Annotated in this window: 13 protein-coding genes and 1 pseudogene; 9 read left to right on the top strand and 5 right to left on the bottom strand. The window is 67.6% G+C overall.

What is annotated here, in order from left to right:
- Positions 1-191: 191 nt before the first annotated feature.
- Complete coding sequence (locus AC069I_RS40880) at positions 192-422, bottom strand: hypothetical protein (RefSeq protein WP_478229445.1); 231 nt, start codon at positions 420-422, stop codon at positions 192-194.
- Between the two features lie 168 nt (positions 423-590).
- Here AC069I_RS40880 and AC069I_RS40875 point away from each other — a divergent pair, with 168 nt between their 5' ends.
- From AC069I_RS40875 to AC069I_RS40860, 4 genes and pseudogenes are all read left to right on the top strand, one after another.
- Positions 591-2,756 (top strand): acyltransferase family protein, encoded by a 2,166-nt coding sequence (locus AC069I_RS40875; protein ID WP_478267760.1) that lies wholly within the window; start codon positions 591-593, stop codon positions 2,754-2,756.
- 63 nt (positions 2,757-2,819) lie between these two features.
- Positions 2,820-2,979, top strand: a pseudogene (locus AC069I_RS40870) (M20/M25/M40 family metallo-hydrolase); the annotation flags it as partial.
- 237 nt (positions 2,980-3,216) lie between these two features.
- The gene (locus AC069I_RS40865; RefSeq protein WP_478229482.1) at positions 3,217-3,702 is read left to right on the top strand and encodes an NUDIX hydrolase; all 486 of its coding nucleotides are present in this window, start codon (positions 3,217-3,219) and stop codon (positions 3,700-3,702) included.
- Positions 3,703-3,873: 171 nt separating this feature from the next.
- Positions 3,874-4,182 carry a beta/gamma crystallin-related protein gene (locus AC069I_RS40860; protein ID WP_478267759.1) on the top strand — a complete coding sequence of 103 codons (309 nt, stop codon included), beginning with the start codon at positions 3,874-3,876 and terminating at the stop codon, positions 4,180-4,182.
- Positions 4,183-4,553: 371 nt separating this feature from the next.
- On the opposite strand, the gene AC069I_RS40855 is transcribed toward AC069I_RS40860, so the two are convergent.
- Positions 4,554-4,967 (bottom strand): RidA family protein, encoded by a 414-nt coding sequence (locus tag AC069I_RS40855; protein WP_478229448.1) that lies wholly within the window; start codon positions 4,965-4,967, stop codon positions 4,554-4,556.
- Between the two features lie 421 nt (positions 4,968-5,388).
- On the opposite strand from AC069I_RS40855, the gene AC069I_RS40850 reads away from it, so the two are divergent.
- The 3 genes from AC069I_RS40850 to AC069I_RS40840 all read left to right on the top strand — a co-directional run bounded on the left by AC069I_RS40850 (position 5,389) and on the right by AC069I_RS40840 (position 8,416).
- Positions 5,389-6,444 (top strand): AraC family transcriptional regulator, encoded by a 1,056-nt coding sequence (locus tag AC069I_RS40850; RefSeq protein WP_478267758.1) that lies wholly within the window; start codon positions 5,389-5,391, stop codon positions 6,442-6,444.
- 513 nt (positions 6,445-6,957) lie between these two features.
- Positions 6,958-7,311 (top strand): hypothetical protein, encoded by a 354-nt coding sequence (locus AC069I_RS40845; RefSeq protein WP_478229450.1) that lies wholly within the window; start codon positions 6,958-6,960, stop codon positions 7,309-7,311.
- Positions 7,312-8,131: 820 nt separating this feature from the next.
- Positions 8,132-8,416 (top strand): DUF1540 domain-containing protein, encoded by a 285-nt coding sequence (locus AC069I_RS40840; protein ID WP_340681766.1) that lies wholly within the window; start codon positions 8,132-8,134, stop codon positions 8,414-8,416.
- 59 nt (positions 8,417-8,475) lie between these two features.
- Here AC069I_RS40840 and AC069I_RS40835 read toward each other — a convergent pair whose 3' ends face one another.
- From AC069I_RS40835 to AC069I_RS40825, 3 genes are all read right to left on the bottom strand, one after another.
- The gene (locus tag AC069I_RS40835; protein WP_478229451.1) at positions 8,476-8,685 is read right to left on the bottom strand and encodes a GntR family transcriptional regulator; all 210 of its coding nucleotides are present in this window, start codon (positions 8,683-8,685) and stop codon (positions 8,476-8,478) included.
- Positions 8,686-8,902: 217 nt separating this feature from the next.
- Complete coding sequence (locus tag AC069I_RS40830; RefSeq protein WP_478229452.1) at positions 8,903-9,277, bottom strand: hypothetical protein; 375 nt, start codon at positions 9,275-9,277, stop codon at positions 8,903-8,905.
- Between the two features lie 30 nt (positions 9,278-9,307).
- Positions 9,308-13,336: an AAA family ATPase gene (locus tag AC069I_RS40825; protein ID WP_478267757.1), complete on the bottom strand. Its 4,029-nt coding sequence runs from the start codon at positions 13,334-13,336 to the stop codon at positions 9,308-9,310.
- Positions 13,337-14,330: 994 nt separating this feature from the next.
- On the opposite strand from AC069I_RS40825, the gene AC069I_RS40820 reads away from it, so the two are divergent.
- Complete coding sequence (locus tag AC069I_RS40820; RefSeq protein WP_478229454.1) at positions 14,331-14,693, top strand: hypothetical protein; 363 nt, start codon at positions 14,331-14,333, stop codon at positions 14,691-14,693.
- 115 nt (positions 14,694-14,808) lie between these two features.
- Positions 14,809-15,342, top strand: coding sequence for a hypothetical protein (locus AC069I_RS40815; protein WP_478267756.1), 534 nt, complete (start codon positions 14,809-14,811; stop codon positions 15,340-15,342).
- Positions 15,343-15,374 lie beyond the last annotated feature (32 nt).

Raw genomic sequence — 15,374 nt, 5'->3', positions numbered from 1 at the left:
GAATGGTGAGTCGGCGAGAATCACTGATACGGGTGACGAGCGAGTGGGAAAGGATCGCTTCCGATCGCACAAGGGAAGACGTGTCCGGTGCCGCCGGGTGGTCGTCACCGGGACGGTGAACTGACAGCGCCGCGGGTTCGCGCCCTGTCTCCGGCGGCGCGAATCCGCGCCGCCGGAGCGAGTATCGCGGGCTACCGCTTGATGTAGAGGTCCCACGACCAGGTCGAGGCGGAGCAGAAGTAGGCCGACCATCGGCCACTCTGCTGGCCGGAGTGGCCGTTGATCCGGCAGTCGCCCTCCGTCGACCAACTGGACTCGTAGTAATACTTCGGATCGACACCCGCGCCGGCAGGCTGCGCGAACGCGATCGTCGACGCGAGCGCGCCCAGGACGACGGCGGTCGCCGCGATCTTCTTCTTCACTTGTGTAACCCCAGTTCTCTTCTTGGAACACGTGCGTGCCCAAATAATCATGAATCGGACTCGCTTGTCTGCCGAATGGGTGGTTTCGCCGGGTCCTGGCGGCACTGCCCGACTCACTCGGGAGGGTGAAAACAGGTGGTCGACCGGGTGTTCTACGCTCTTGGCTGAGTGGCCGCCTTGTCCCGCGCGGCCGTAGCGATGGGGGGCAAGGGGGTCGCGATGGCGCTCGCGCAGGTCGAGGAGACGGTTCCGCTGAGACCGGAGCCGGCCGAGCCACGCGTCCAGCGTCCGGATATCCAGGGGTTGCGCGCGCTGGCGGTCGGTTTGGTGATCGTCTACCACCTTCGGCCGGAATGGCTGCCTGGCGGCTTCGTCGGTGTCGACGTCTTCTTCGTCATCTCCGGCTACCTCATCATCGGCACCCTCGCCGGCGAGCTGCGCCGCACCGGCACCATCCGCCTGCGCGAGTTCTACGCTCGCCGCATCCGGCGCCTCTTGCCCGCCGCGTCGGTGGTCCTGCTGAGCACCGTGCTCGTGACCTGGCTGGTCCTGCCGATCTCACGCTGGCCCGCCATCATGAGCGATGTCCTCACGTCCGCGCTGAACGTCCAGAACTGGGCGCTGGCCGCCCAATCCGCCGACTACGCCCACGCCACCGCCGCCGCGTCACCGGTCCAGCACTTCTGGTCGCTCAGTGTCGAAGAGCAGTTCTATCTCGTCATCCCGCTGGTCCTGCTCGTCTGCGCCCGCCTGGCCCACCGCGCCGGGCCGAAGGCCGCCCGTCACGCCGTCACCGCGGTCGCCATCGTCACCGCCGCGTCGTTCGTGTTCTCCGTGGTCTACAGCGAGCTCGACCACGGTCGCGCCTACTTCGTCACGCCCACCCGTATGTGGGAGCTCGGACTCGGCGGCCTCGCCGCGATGACCGTCCACCGGATCCGGCTCAAGGGTGGGGTCCGGCTGCTTGTCGGCTGGAGTGGGATGGTCGCGGTGGTGGTCAGTTCGTTCGTGCTGACCACCGCGATGGCGTTCCCCGGCTACCTCGCCCTCCTGCCGACGCTGGGCACCGTCGGCTTGTTGCTGGCCGGGGTCGTCGCCGCGGACCAGCGCGTGGCACGCCCGGAAGTCGCTTTCGTGCTGGGTCTCCAACCGCTGCGCCATCTCGGCGACATCTCCTACAGCCTGTACCTCTGGCACTGGCCCGTCATCGTGGTGGTCCTGCAGCTCGCGGGCAGCTCGGAACTGACGCGGCGGCAGGCGGTGGGTGCCTTCGTGCTCAGCCTGGCACTGGCCATGGTGTCCAAACACGTGGTCGAAGACGCCTTCCGCGGCGGGAGGACCGCACGGCCGCCGTTCCGGCGCCGCCCGCCCCGGCTCCGCAGCGCCTACCTGCTCGGAGCGGCCTTGGTCGCCGCCACGACGGTCGTCGCGACGGTGCCGTGGCAGTACGCCTCGGCGGAACTCGATCGCCTCGCGTCGGCCACCGGCCTCGATGAAAGCCACCCGGGCGCCCTCGCGCTCGACAGGGACAACCCGAGACCGGCGCCGGAGGGCGTCCCGCTGACCCCTGACCCGGCTGTGGCGGGACGGGACTGGCCGCTGCAGGACCAAACCGTCAACTGCACGTCATACGACATCGAGAACTGGCCGCCCACCGGTGACGAATGCGCCTACGGCACGGCGACCGCGCCGAAGACACTCGTACTGGTCGGTGACTCGCACGCGGCGATGTTCAGTACTGTGTTCGCGCGATTCGTGCGCGAGCATCCTGAGTGGCGGGTGAAGATGATGCTGCGCAACGGCTGCCCCTTCACCGCCGTCGCACCGGCAGGCCTCACCGTCTGCTCCGACCAGAACGAACGTGAACTCGCCGGAATCCTCGCCATGAAGCCGGATCTCGTGGTGACCTCCGCGATGTCCCCCGAGTCCTATGACAAGGACCTGAAATGGCGTTGGGAGTCGCGTGCGCGGACCGTGGACGGTTACGAGTCCCTGTTGCGGCGTATCTCGGACGCCGGTATCCGGTCCGGCGTGATCCGCGACGTGCCCCAGCCCGCCAAGAACACCCCGCGTTGCCTGGAAAGCAACCCCGGCAGGCACGCGAATTGCGACACGGCCGTGGGTGACGCCTTCGGCCGGGACAAGGACCCGTTGGTGGAGGCCGCCGAACGCGTGCCGGGCACGACGGTCGTCGACCTGACTCCGTGGCTGTGCGTCGGCGACGTGTGCCCGGCGGTCATCGGTAACGTCGTGGTGTACCGGGACAATCACCTCACGGACTCGTACGTTCGTACTCTCTACGGACCCCTGACCGCGGGACTCGGCCTGGGATGACAGGCGCCCGAGTGGGTCTTCACACGCCGTCCACCAGGCGGTGGCAGGGGGTCGGCGGGCTCCGACACGCTGGTCGGTGAACGCGCCGCGGCGGAGTACGTCGCCGAGAAGCTCACCGACGCGGGCTACGAGATCACCTATGTCGAGTCCGGGGGCAAGGACCGCCATAACGTGATCGTCCGGCTGCCGGGCGCCGACCCGTCGCGCGGCGCGCTCCTGCCGCGCTGCACCTGTTGTGGCAGCAGTATTTCCTGGCCGATCTCGCGCACCCGCTGGACCACGCGCTGGAAACCCGCCCTGCACGCCTTCGACGGCCGCCTGGCCGCCGGACGCAAGTAGTTTCCTTCAACCCGAGTTACACCGTTCGTTTGACAGACCCTGCGATCATGCCGATGTGCGGACTTTGCCGGGGTTGGTTCGTCTGGTGTGCATTCTGTCGGTATTGCGGTGGAATGGCGTCATGGCTGGACTTCCGATCCGCGATCGTGCCGGCAACGCCTTGGTCGACTTTCGTTTTGTCGCGGAAGAGGAGCTGGGGCGTCTGGTCAAGCACATGGCTGTGCCCGCGTCGTTGGTCGTCGCCATCCACGCGGAAGCAGTCCTGATGATGTTCGATAGCTGGCGGAGGCAGTGGGAGCTTCCGGGAGGAATGCGGGAGACGGGTGAGAGCCCGCGCGAGGCCGCGGTGCGGGAGCTGGGTGAGGAGACCGGCATCCACGGCGTGGACCTGTCGTTCGCCGCCGTGGCCGAGTTCGATCTCACGAAGCCGGAGCGTCGGGAACTCCTAGCCGTATATCGGGTTCACCTCCAGGTCGTGCCTCGGCTGACCGTCAACGGTGAAGCGCTGGACTTTCGTTGGTGGCCGCCATCGGAACCGGTGAGCGAGGATATGAGCCCGCTGGACGCGGAGATCGCCAGGCGCGTGGTCCGATCATCTGCCAGCTGAATGGCCGGTCGTGCTGTCAGACCGCCACCAGGGGTGGCGCGGTGGCCATTGAAAGGGCCACTTCCCAGCTGGGCAGGCAGGTACGATCATGATGATGAACCAGCCCTTGGAAAAGGCAAAGAATTCACCTCACAGGTGCATACGGTTACGATTCAAGCGCAGGAGACCTTCATGCCACATGTCATCTTGTTCGAGCATGTCCGTTTTCATGGAGCACATAAGCACGTCTTCGTCGCGGAACCCAATCTCAACGCGTCAGACGACAGGTTCTTTAATGACAAAGTCTCTTCGGTTGTCGTTCTAGATGGCAGGTGGGCTTTCTTTCGGCACGGCAACTTCAGTGATCTATTAGGCGTTCTCGGGCCAGGCAATTACCCATCGCTGCAAAATGTTGGAATCGCGAACGACGCCGTCTCGTCATTGCGGCCCGCACTCGGCGCAGAGGCAGACAAAGGTCTGATCGAGCCTCAAGGTGAATAGGTACCGGGAAACGCGAAGTCGCGTCTGACCTGCCCGCTGAGCTCCCGGACCGCTGCTGTGTCGGAGAGGTCGAGCCCCTCAGTCCAGCCCCTCGGAAACCCGCATTCTTCATGAGGCAGCAGATAGCCGTGTTCGGCAAGGTATCAGGCGGCCCCCCAGAAGCCGGATGCGCGGATCCGGGCGGAGTGCCGAACATCAGCGTCCAACCGTCGAGAACCGGGCTCGAACGGCTCGACTACCAGTTGATGATGTTCCGCGATGCGTGGGCCCCGCGCGCTGCGCCCGAACGCGCCTCGTTAGAGCGCGGCCATACCCGAGGCGGGCGTAGGCCGCCGTCATCCCGCAAGGTCAACTGGAGCCAGAGCCGGGAATCAGCCGGCCGGAATCGCCGCGATCGCCTCGACTTCGGCCGTGTAGTCCGGCCCTGCCAGTGCGGCGACGACTGCGAGCGTCTGGGCCGGGAAGTCGCCGTCCGGGAACCACTTCGCGAAAGTCTCGGCCTTCGCCGAGTGGTAGCCGGCCAGATGCTCGGTGCCCGCGAGCAAGGTGACGAGCTTGACCAGGTGCTGCGGCCCGACGCCCTGCGCGGCGAGCAGGGCCTCGATGTCGGCGAAGATCCGCCGCGTCTGCGTTTCGGCGTCCGGGCCGGCGAGGGTGCCGTCCGGGTTGACGTCGAGCTGGCCCGCGACGAAGACGAGCCGGTGGCCCGGCGGCACTTCCGCGAGAGGGCTGTACCGCCCGAACGGCGGTGCGACTGCCGGAGGGTTCCAGCGGCGTGGCTTCATGCCACACCCATGATCGCACGACATCCAGTGGGGCAAGGGCGAGACGGAAGCATCATGAGGCGAAGCCACCGTGCTCTGCACAGCCTCTGCCGCGCATCGTCCTTCACGACCCGGTTCGGCGGCTTCTCGCCTTCGACAGTGACCTTGGGCGCGTGATGGCTGTGCCGACGTGACCGATGCGGGCGATGTGCGGCAACGGCTCCAGCGCCGCCCATTGAGCGTCGGTCAAGTCAAACCATCTCCGCCGACTTCGATACAGGCCCTACGCGGCCCCGGCCGACGCGTTGTCGTCCCCGCGCACGCGAGGCTGGTCCGGAGCGGATCGTCGATCTCACGGGACGGTGCTTCCTTGTAGCTGTAAATTCGGCGGAAAGCCGGGGCGCGACCTGCGGACCACCGGCCGGAGCCTGGGGGAGACGAGATGCAGGGCGGATACGGGGGACGCACGCGCGGGGCGGCGGTACGGGAACGGGGAGCTGGACACGTCGGCCGGGGCGGACCGGGGGCAGGCACGCCGCACATACTGTTCGAGGGGGACGATGTCGAGGCGCTGGACGAGGTAGTGACCGGGGAGTTCTCGCCCCATTGTCTGCGCGTCGGCCGAGGGCACCGGTCGCCCGGCCGCTTCCGCCGCCTGCACCGGCGGGGTCTGGCGCTGTACGAGCTGGGGTGGGGCGTCCCGGTTGAGGTCGCGGCAGGCGAACTGCCCGACTTCTACAACGTTCACATCCCGCTCGCGGGTGAAGGTACGGTCCGGGTGGCGGGCCGCGAAGTCACCGCGTCGTGCTCGGTCGCCGGGCCCGGGATGACCCTGGACATGTCCCTGTCGGCCAGGGCGGACACGCTCATCCTGTGTCTGCCGCAGGCGGTGGTGGACAACGCCGTCACCGCGCAGACCGGTGAACCGCCCGCCGCCGCCGTGCGTTTCGCCCCCGCCCTCGCGGACGGCGACCCGGCGGTGGCCGCGTGGCTGGGGACCGCGCGAGCCTTCGCGCAGTTCACCGCGTCACCCCTCGCGGCCCGGTCACCGCTGGCCGCCGCGCACTTCGAACAGGTCCTCGTGCACGGTCTGGTGGACCTCCAGCCGCACGACCATTTCACCGCCCTTCCCGCGTACGCCCATCCGGCGCTGCCGCGTGCCGTGCGACGGGCCATGGCGTACTGCGAGGAACACGCGGGTGAGCCGGTGTCGGTCGCGGACATGGCCGCGGCGGCGCGGGTCAGCCCCCGCACTCTCCAGGAGCGCTTCCGAATCGACTTCGGGACCACCCCGGCGGCCTACCTGCGGCGCGTACGACTGGACCGGGTGCACCAGGACCTGCTGCGCATCGCGGACGGTTCCGCGTCCGGGACGGTCGCCGAGGTCGCGACGCGCTGGGGCTTCACCCACCTGAGCCGGTTCGCCGCTTACTACCGCGAGGCGTACGGACAGGTGCCGTCCCGCACCGCCGAAAGGCGCTACAGCCCGCCGGCTTGAGGCGTACTCACGACCGTTTCAGTAACGGACCCCGGGATTCCCGGGGTCCGTTTTCTTTCCGGGCCTATCCGCCGGAGCGAGACGGGTCCGGGCCGTGCCGGCAAGCCGATACACGCAGATCACTCGGCGGATAACGGATAGAGGGCGGTCGTCCGCCATCCGTACGCTGAACCGAGGCTGTCGTCAGGGTCTAGGGGGTTTCAATGCAGTTTGAAGGACGTTTACGACACAGTTTTAGCCCCGCTACGGTTTGAGAAACGATCCTGATCGTTTTTACTCGAACGCCCATCAGAGTGGATCTGCGAACAGCTGGAGATATCATCTGCAGCGCCAGTGGTAACTGGTCCGCCTGCTGGATCTGAATGGGGTGGCCTTATGCGCAGTCGCACTCGAATGGCGGCAGCCGCAGTCGATCACTGAGTTCAGTTGCACGACGATACCGTCGAGGCCGGAATACCTTCCCGGCTGCTCTCGACACGATCGTTCCTTTCCGACGAAATAGAGGAGAAAGACATGATTTCTCGCGCCAAGGGAATCGCGGCGTTCGCTGCCGCAGTGGCGGCGGTGGCGCTCACGCCGGCCACTTCGGCCCAGGCCGCCACCTCGGCCACCTACGCCGAGTTCTTCGACAACGCCAACTACTGCTGCTCTTCGATCTACGACCCGGGCGACGGCGGCCGGTGCTACAACCTCCCGACTTACTTCGTCAACACGATTTCTTCGGTCCGGTCCAACGCCCGGTGGATCCTGTACTCGCGCGCCAACTGCTGGACGGATTCCGGCGCGCCGGCTCTCGATCACACCGGCAGCCTTTCCTACGTCGGCGACCAGATGAACGACAAAACGGTCTCGGTCAAGGTGTTCTGACACACGGTCGGCGGTGCCGGGTGACGGCACCGCCGACCGCTCCGGCGTCGACCGCGCCGCGTATCCGCATGTCCGGCCGGCCGGCGCTGACACGTGCCAGGTCATAGTACCCGGCAATTGCTGGTATTCCCGGGCCCGACTGCAACGCGCCTGGGCGATGATTCGGATTCGGGCGCCGCCCCCGAGGGGCGTGAGCCGCTCATCGCCGGCACCGGACAGCGGGGCGAACAGTCGGGTAAAGAACCAGTAGGCGAACCGGAAGTCCGATCGGTTGCGCAGGTCCTTGCGCGGGTTCTCGGCACCTTCGCGCTCCACTGCGAGAACACGGGGCTCAAGTTCCGTGCCGCGTGAGCGCACCGATTGAGCAACTCGACCCCTCTAGTGGCGGTCAACGGTAATGGCCGGAAATCAGCGTTCGGTCGAGTGATCGGCAGTCAGGCTTGACGACAATACGCCCGTGTCGTGCATTCGCCTGCTGTGGCCTCGTGACGGGCGCGTCCTGGCTGCCTAGCCTGGTCTCGGCGGGGTGGTGCGCATGGCCACGTTGGTGTTCTCCAAGGAGGAGCCGGATCAGCTGCCTTGGTCACCTGAGATCGACCGAGGGAGGCTGATCGGTTTTGTGCTGGCTCATTTTCCAAGACGACGCCCCTGTTCGTCGCTCGGGCTACAGCACCGAAGCCAGGCCCTTCGCAGCCGGCTCCTGCGCACCGCCGCCACAGGACAGCCGGCGACTTCGAGTGGCACGCACCGGACACGAGCCGGGAAGGCTTGCCGGTACCGGCATTCGAGCCGCGCCACGACACACCATCAGGAGATTCTCATGGAGATGCCCGTGGTGACCACGTGTGAGGTCGACACGTGCTCCTACAACCGCGACCGTGGCTGCCATGCCCTGGCCATCACGATCGGCGACCCCCTGCATGCCCACTGCGACACGTTCTTCCACGCCTCCTTCAAAGGCGGGGATCCAGCCGCCGTCGGGCATGTCGGCGCCTGCAAAATGTCCGACTGTCGGTACAACGTCGACCTGGAGTGCCAGGCACCTGCCATCGAGGTCGGCCATCGTCAGGATGACGCGGACTGCCTGACCTACGCGCCGCTGTAGTACGGCGAGGACGGGTGAGGACCAGCGTGGGCTTCTGTCCCTTGGATATGGCCACGACGCTACGCGGACTCCGACGCCTGGTGCACCGCTGACCGGAGTCCGGAACGAAGTGACCGAGTCGCGCGTCCACGTGCCAGCTGGCGGATCGGCGCCGGCCGGGTGCCCGCGGCCGGCGTCCTGCCCGCGATCATGCGCTCGATCTGGTCGTAGATCGGCCGCCACGGCGGGAGTCCGCTGGCGGTGTCGATGGTGACGCGCAGGGCCGTCATCGGTCAGCTCGTGGCCGCAGCTCCGGACGAATCCTGCTCGATTTGCTTGATGGCCACTGTCTCGTGGTCGACCCTCATCGAACGCCCGATGCCACGCGACGCTTGCCCGGAATGCGGCTTCAGTCTCCAGCGGCCAGCGCCGTTGTGCTGCCAGACGTCGGTAGTGCGTCTCCACGTCGCCGGAAGATCGGTCACTACCAGAGTATGCCGTCGGGAGCTAGGAGACGTCTGTCCGGATCTCGCCCTCCGCGTCGCCTCCGACGGCGACAGCTCCAGGCCCGGAGGCCGCGACGTCGGCGGACGACGGCGGCTGCGTGCTCCCAGTGCCGCGGACCTTCGTCGTGATCGGAGCCGAAGCCGATCCTCCGACGGCGACCGACCCCGCCCCGGACGCCCCCACCGTCGGCTCCTTCCTGCCCGGCGAGTTGAGGACCAGTTGCAGCACCACGTTGAGGACGACGAGGACCCCGAGCGCGAGCCACCATGTCAGTGACCAGCTGTCGCTCAGCACGTTGGTCACCACGCCGGTCGCCGCGGCCACCACGACCGATGCCACTACCGCCACCACGCGTTTGCGGCCGCCTGGACTCATCGGTGCCTCCGATTCGATCTCGGGTTTTTCTCAGGTAAGGGACGTGGCCTGGTGGGCCAGCGCTTCGGGTCCGCCGATCGCGAGCGTGGCCGGTGCTGCGGCTCCGATGATCGCCACCAGGCCCTCGTATCGGGGGACGGCACGCCACAACCGGCGGAGCAGGCCTGCGATCTGATCGATGGTCATCTCGGACGCGAGTGCCCCGATGCGCAGTGCGACGGCGGTGAACACGGCCTTGTCGTTCAAGGCCATGGCGAGCTCGACGGCCTCCGTGAGCTGATCGGCGCTGAGGTGCGCCGCCAGCACGGTCAGCGCTTTCACCGCGACGATCTCGTTCCCTTCGTCCCGGATTCGGCCCAGAGCGTGCTCCGCAGCTTGAGGGCGTTGGTGGCGGTCCAGGCGCGCGATCGCCCTGACCATCACGGTGGTCCGGTCGTGGTCGAAGGTGAGCGAGTCGACGGCGTCGAGTGCGAGGGCTTCGATCTCGGGGGAGGTCACGCGGGCGGCCAGCACGGCGAGCGCTTCGGCACGCTCGGTGGAGTTCGGCGCGGACTTCACGACTTCCACCGCACGACCCAGCTGGGCCTCCTGCACCACCGGCAGAACCAGCAGGACGGTGGACGGCTCCGTGGCGGCGTCGAGCACCTCGTCCACCAGGGGGGTGCGGGCAGCGGGAGGCAGGCTGGGCGCGAGGGCGGCGAGGGCCCCGGCCCGTGACCGCTCACTCCGAATCGCCCGCGCGGTCTCCACAGTTCGATCCAGCAGTTCGGCGGCGTTGTCCTGGGCCGCCAGTCCGGTGACCACCCACGACCAGAATCGCGCGTCGTCGACGGCGATCGCGGCCTGGACGGCCAGGTTGAGCAGATCCCCTCGGGCGGCGGCTCCCAGGGGCGCGACGATGTCGGCCAGCGTCGACTCCCGCATCTGCACGCCGGGATCTCCGATAGCGCGCCGGATCTCGCCGTCGTCGAGGACACGGATGCCGGCCGGGCCGTCCAGCAGGTCGCGGAACTCACGCAGCCGATCGGCGGTCGAACCGGTGGCGTCCGCGTTGGCGGCGCTGATCATCACCCGCTCCAGCCGTCCGGCGTCCACGTGCGGCGCGACCGCGGCCAGCAGCGTCAGTCGCGTGTCCCGCAGCATGAAACTGCTGATGTCGTCCAGCGCCTGGTCCAGGGCGCGGTCGCGGGCGGGACCGGTCAAGTGCGCGGATACACCGATTCCCAGTGGTGCCCGGAACCTCAGGTCCGAGATGGTGGCGATGTCGGCGGCCGAGCGGTGGACGGCGTGCGCGCGGCGTGGGCCGCCGAGATGTGCGGCCATTCTGATGAGTGCTTCGGCTCGTGCCGTTCTGTGCTGTTCGTACTCGAGGCTCACGATGGTCCTGATGAGCTTCTCGACTTGATCGGCGTTCAGGTGGCCGGAAATCGTGCGCAGCACGCGGACGCCGTGGCGGCGTTGGTCTTCGCTCGTGATCATTTCCGTGAGGGCTTCGCGGTCGAGTGAGTTCAGCACGCGGGTCAGTTCGCGCGTCTTGGCCGGCTCCGTCAGGAGGGTGGCGGCCAGAGCGAGTGGTTCCCGGTTGAATTCGCCGATCCTCGATACCTGGTCGTAGGCTGCGACGACGAGGTCGAGCATTTCGTCGCGTAATGGCCCGCTCAGATGCCCGGCGGCGAGGGTGGCTGCTTCGGCCTGGTAGGGGACATGGTCGATCTCGGTGATGGCTTGCCATGCCTGCTCCAGCAAAGGACCACGGAGGAACGCGAACATTCCGGCGAGCACACGTCCGCGGCGGTGCAGGTAGTAGATCTGGCCGGCCATCTCGACGGCTTCTCGCATCGCCCGTTCACCGGCCTCGCCGGTCAGCCGTCGGCTCACCACGGCCAACGCCTCAGCCCGGAGGTCGGAGAAGTACACGTTCCTCGCGATGTCCACGGCTCGTTCGAGCTGGGCGTCGTCGAGCAGGTCGATCACCAGTGCCAGCACCTTCGCCTGTGTCTCGGAAGCGTGGTACTCGAGACCGGCGGTCAGGTCGAGCACCTCGTCCACCAGCGCCGAGCGGGTGGCGTCGTCCAACGGCGCTGTCGCCGCTGACCGCGCCAGCATCACCGCCTTGGTCTCCTCGTGCTCGTCCTCCCGGATCAGATCCAGGACGTGGTCCAGCTGATCGCCAGTGAGGAACCGCGACAGCTCGGCGAGCAGGTCTGCCCGGCTCCACTCGCTTTCGACCGCCTGCACCGCGGCGAGGACCTCGTCCCGGGCGTCGCGGGCCTCGTCGGGGTCCTGGAGCAGGGGCAGCATGGCGAGCAGGTCCTTCGCCCGGCGTTGGGGGTCGGCGATCCGGTTGACGTGGGCGAGTGCGCGGCGGGTGTCCCACATCCCCACGCGCACGAGCGCCGGAAGCAACGCGGTCGGCACCGCCTTCGCGCGTCCCACCAGCACGGCGGCCAGCATCGCGTATTCGCTCTCGAGGGCGATGTCCCGAGCCGGCCCGCCCGCCGCGATCTGAGCGTCGGTCCGCTCTTCCGCGACGGCGCGCCCCAGGGCGATGCTCGCCAGGTAGTCGTCCAGTGTGCCGGCGCGGTCGTGGACGTCGGCCCACAGTGTGCCCGTGGTCATGGCCGGGAACCGGTCGACGCACGTCAGCAGCTGTTGCAGGTCGTCGTGCCGTCCGGCTCGGTGCAGGTGCATGGGCAGGTGGTAGAGCGGATACCGGTCGTCGACGTCCGCCAGTTCGCGGTTCGCCTGCAGCGAAGGCAGGCCTCCGGCCAGGCCGCCGAACTCCGTGAGGTAGAGGTCGGCGAACCGGTGGTGCGCCTCCCGCGCAGCCTGCCGCAGATCCGCCTCCGCCACCGGGTTCGCCTCCGGATCGGCCGGGTCGGTGTCGCCATGAAGGAACTCGCGGAGGCTCGAGTGGTGGATGGCGTAGCTCGGCGCCCGATCGAGGTCAGCGGTGTCGATGGCGAGGAAGGGCCGGTACCTGTGGTTGCACAGCTGCCGAACTACGCCCGGGTCGAGCTTGGTCAGCCGCGTGAGCTGGGCGGCGGTGACGGGCTGGGCGGCGGTCGCAAGGGTCGTCAGCAGCACGAGGTCCTGGGTGTGGAAGAGCGCGTTGTCCCAGGACGCGGTGACTTCCCGCCGGTAGTAGGCGGTGAGGCCCTTCGGCAATCCGTCCAGGGCGGACGCGTCGAACTCGCCGTCCTCGAGCCGCAGCACCATGTACCGCAGGTATACCCAGACACCGCCGGACCGGTCGAGCAGGCGCTCGACGAACTGCGACTCGGTGATGCCCGCGGCAGCGAGCCGGGTGGAGAGTGGCTCGGTGCGCGCCCGAACGGCCAGGAACTGGCGGACATCCTCGAGGTTCGCGGGATCCTCGGCGGCGAAGCGGGCCACCGACACTTGCTCACCTGCGGGCAGACGGGTCGCCGGGACGCCCTCGCGGTAGGTCGCGACGATCTGCACCCCATCCGGCAGCGTGCTGGGCAGCCCTAGGGCACGCTCGGCTCCCGTGGCTTCGTCCAGGCCGTCGACGACTATGCGCAAGGGTTCGCCGGCCGTCGCCGCCACCTCGGCCGCCGCAGCGAGGATCGCGGGGAAACGGGAGGGATCGCCCGCCCAGCCGGGCAGGCGGCCTCCCGGCGCGAACTCCTCTTCGAGCCCGTAGCGGGTGACGAGCTGGGCGGCGAGGCTCTGCAACGCTGTCCTGGTGTCGCCGCCGCCGACCACCTGGGTGAAGTGACGCGGGCACCGCCAGCGCTCGGAAAGCCATGCGGCGAACGCCGTCTTGCCGACGCCTGCCGTCGCCGCCACGAGTACATAGCGGCCCTCGCGCCCGCTCAGCCGCTTTTCAATGGTGTCCAGCAACCACTTACGACCGACGAACCGGTCGAGCCCCGCAGCGGCGAGTACTTGCGAGTAGTTCAGCGTGGCCACCGACAGCGGCAGGATCTCGACACCGTGATAGTGGTCGTCGCCCACTCGCGTGCTGGCATGGGTGAGGGACTCGCCGGCAGCGATGGCACCTGGACCGCTGGCCGTGACCTTCTTACCTGTCACCGGGCCGCCCGTTCACACCGTTCCCGCCGCTCGTCCACGGGTCTTATATCGGCGCCGAGTACCTTTTCGTTCCGCCGCTGCCGGAGAAGACCAGCAGCACGCGGAGCCCTGCAAGCTACGGCCCGCGAATCGGCACCCGCAACAGGGTTTCATGCCACCTCCAGGCGCAGCGCGCTTCTCTTTTCCTCCGCATAGCCTGCAGCCATCCCCGCCCCATCACTTTCCCGACGCGCAGCCGCCGCCGAAGAAGCGCCGCCGCGGCGTGAAAGTCGCGCTCGCGCTGTCTTGGTCGCAGTTCTCGGCTTCGTCGGCACAGCCGTCGTACGCTCGTGGATGTCGCCATCGGCACGAGATAAGACACCCGATCAGCGGACCTCGGACCGGGTTCGGTGACAGATCCCATTAGGTGCACCGTCAACGTTCCCGCCGGCGAATCCACCAGTCCGGACGAAGCACAGTCGCTGATCGAGGCTGGCAGTTCATCACTGGCTGCGACATCGATCTCGGCGCGTGTCGATCTGAGTTGCCCGTCGACATACCTGTGCCTCGAGATGACGAACTCACGTCCGCGTCCGCCCGCCGCTACCAACGGCGGCAGCCCGCCCGAGCCGTACCTATGCCCGTCCCAAAGCCCAAGAACAGACGAACGTCCTTTCATGCCGCGAGGCGGTCGCTACGCGCAACGACCAGGCGCGCGGTCATGCCGATGAGAGGAGGTGGTCGTTGGCGCTGGTACTGCCCCGGCAGGGATAGTGAGATCGTGCCGAATCTCGACTTCTACGCCGTTGACGACGATTGGTCCGCGGTCCTCGAGACCGTATTCGATCTCGGCTTGTTCCGTGTCTTCGAATCCGACTCAGAGCCGGACCGCGAACTGCGCGAATTTCATGCCCTCACGGAGGTCCCTGACGGTCGACAGGGACGAAGCCTGGCGTTGTTCGCCATCGGGTCGGGCCCGGGTCCCATCGCGAAACGGATAGATTTCCTTCCAGGAGTGCATCCCACCGCGACCTTCCGCTACAGCTGCGAAGGCTGGGGACTCATCCAGCTCCACCACGGCGCGGCGGCCGGGACCCGGGAGCTGCGATGGAGCCATACGAACCACAACACGGAGAAACGGGCCGCGGCGTGGTCCGCGACTGTGCAGCGACTCGGTGACCCCGCCGAGTGGAACTGGGCGGCGGTCACCAGCGCCTCCGGCCGGCTCAACCGAGCCATTCGCCGGATGGCCGTGAGCAAGATCGGCTCGCACCCGGTACTGGCGCACGCGGCGCATTTCATCGCGGACGCCGGCTTGCAGTACGAGTACGGCATAGGCGTCCACGCAACTCCCGCCTATGGCATGAGCCGTCGCTGACGGCGCACGCTTCTGCCCCGAGTCGCGCGCGGTCATGCCGATGTGCGTGATCGGCGGTCCGAGCACTGCAGGTTGCGCGATTCAGTAGGTTCGGGTGCCGGAGGTGAGAGTCCACATGGAACTGATGAAACTGGAGATCGAGCGGTACGACTGGGCCGCGATGGAATGTGGGTGCCGTCGTTCCTCAGAGCACCTCGCTGGTGACTTTGTGGCGCTGGCGCGGGGAGCGGAGGGCCTGGATCTGGTCGACCACGTGGTGGCCCCAGGCGAGATCCTCATCGAAGTGTCATTGCCCGCTCTGGCCGTGGCACTGGCTGCGATCACCAGCGGCGTCATGGGGCAGTCGCGGGCCAAGTTCTTCCACGTCATCCTCTGTCTCATCGGGGACAATGGGCACGCGTCCGGTCTGTTCGAGGGAAGGAATCCTGTCGCGGAGTGCCGTGACCTGGCCCGGACAGGGCTATGGACGTTCTATGGTGAGGTGCTGGCGGGACAGTCCGAATCGGCCGCCGCCTCCTACGCCTTCGAAATCGTGAGTATCCTCGAGGCGGACGGAAACAACCGAGATCGAGTACTGCGGGTGCAGGCTGCGGCGGCTGAGCGACTGTCGTGGGACTTGCGCCCGCCGCATGACCCTTTCGAGAACTGATCAGCCGGCCGGCCGGCGCCACCTGCGAAGCA

Source organism: Amycolatopsis sp. NPDC043885, assembly GCF_056435685.1.
This window is presented reverse-complemented; position numbering and strand designations above follow the sequence as displayed.

What these genes read in the sequence shown, in the direction of transcription:
- AC069I_RS40865 (WP_478229482.1), top strand. Translation starts at nt 3,217, where the DNA reads ATGGCTGGACTTCCGATCCGCGATCGTGCCGGCAACGCCTTGGTCGAC.
- AC069I_RS40860 (WP_478267759.1), top strand. Translation starts at nt 3,874, where the DNA reads ATGCCACATGTCATCTTGTTCGAGCATGTCCGTTTTCATGGAGCACAT.
- AC069I_RS40855 (WP_478229448.1), bottom strand. Translation starts at nt 4,967, where the DNA reads ATGAAGCCACGCCGCTGGAACCCTCCGGCAGTCGCACCGCCGTTCGGG.
- AC069I_RS40850 (WP_478267758.1), top strand. Translation starts at nt 5,389, where the DNA reads ATGCAGGGCGGATACGGGGGACGCACGCGCGGGGCGGCGGTACGGGAA.
- AC069I_RS40845 (WP_478229450.1), top strand. Translation starts at nt 6,958, where the DNA reads ATGATTTCTCGCGCCAAGGGAATCGCGGCGTTCGCTGCCGCAGTGGCG.
- AC069I_RS40840 (WP_340681766.1), top strand. Translation starts at nt 8,132, where the DNA reads ATGGAGATGCCCGTGGTGACCACGTGTGAGGTCGACACGTGCTCCTAC.
- AC069I_RS40835 (WP_478229451.1), bottom strand. Translation starts at nt 8,685, where the DNA reads ATGACGGCCCTGCGCGTCACCATCGACACCGCCAGCGGACTCCCGCCG.
- AC069I_RS40830 (WP_478229452.1), bottom strand. Translation starts at nt 9,277, where the DNA reads ATGAGTCCAGGCGGCCGCAAACGCGTGGTGGCGGTAGTGGCATCGGTC.
- AC069I_RS40815 (WP_478267756.1), top strand. Translation starts at nt 14,809, where the DNA reads ATGGAACTGATGAAACTGGAGATCGAGCGGTACGACTGGGCCGCGATG.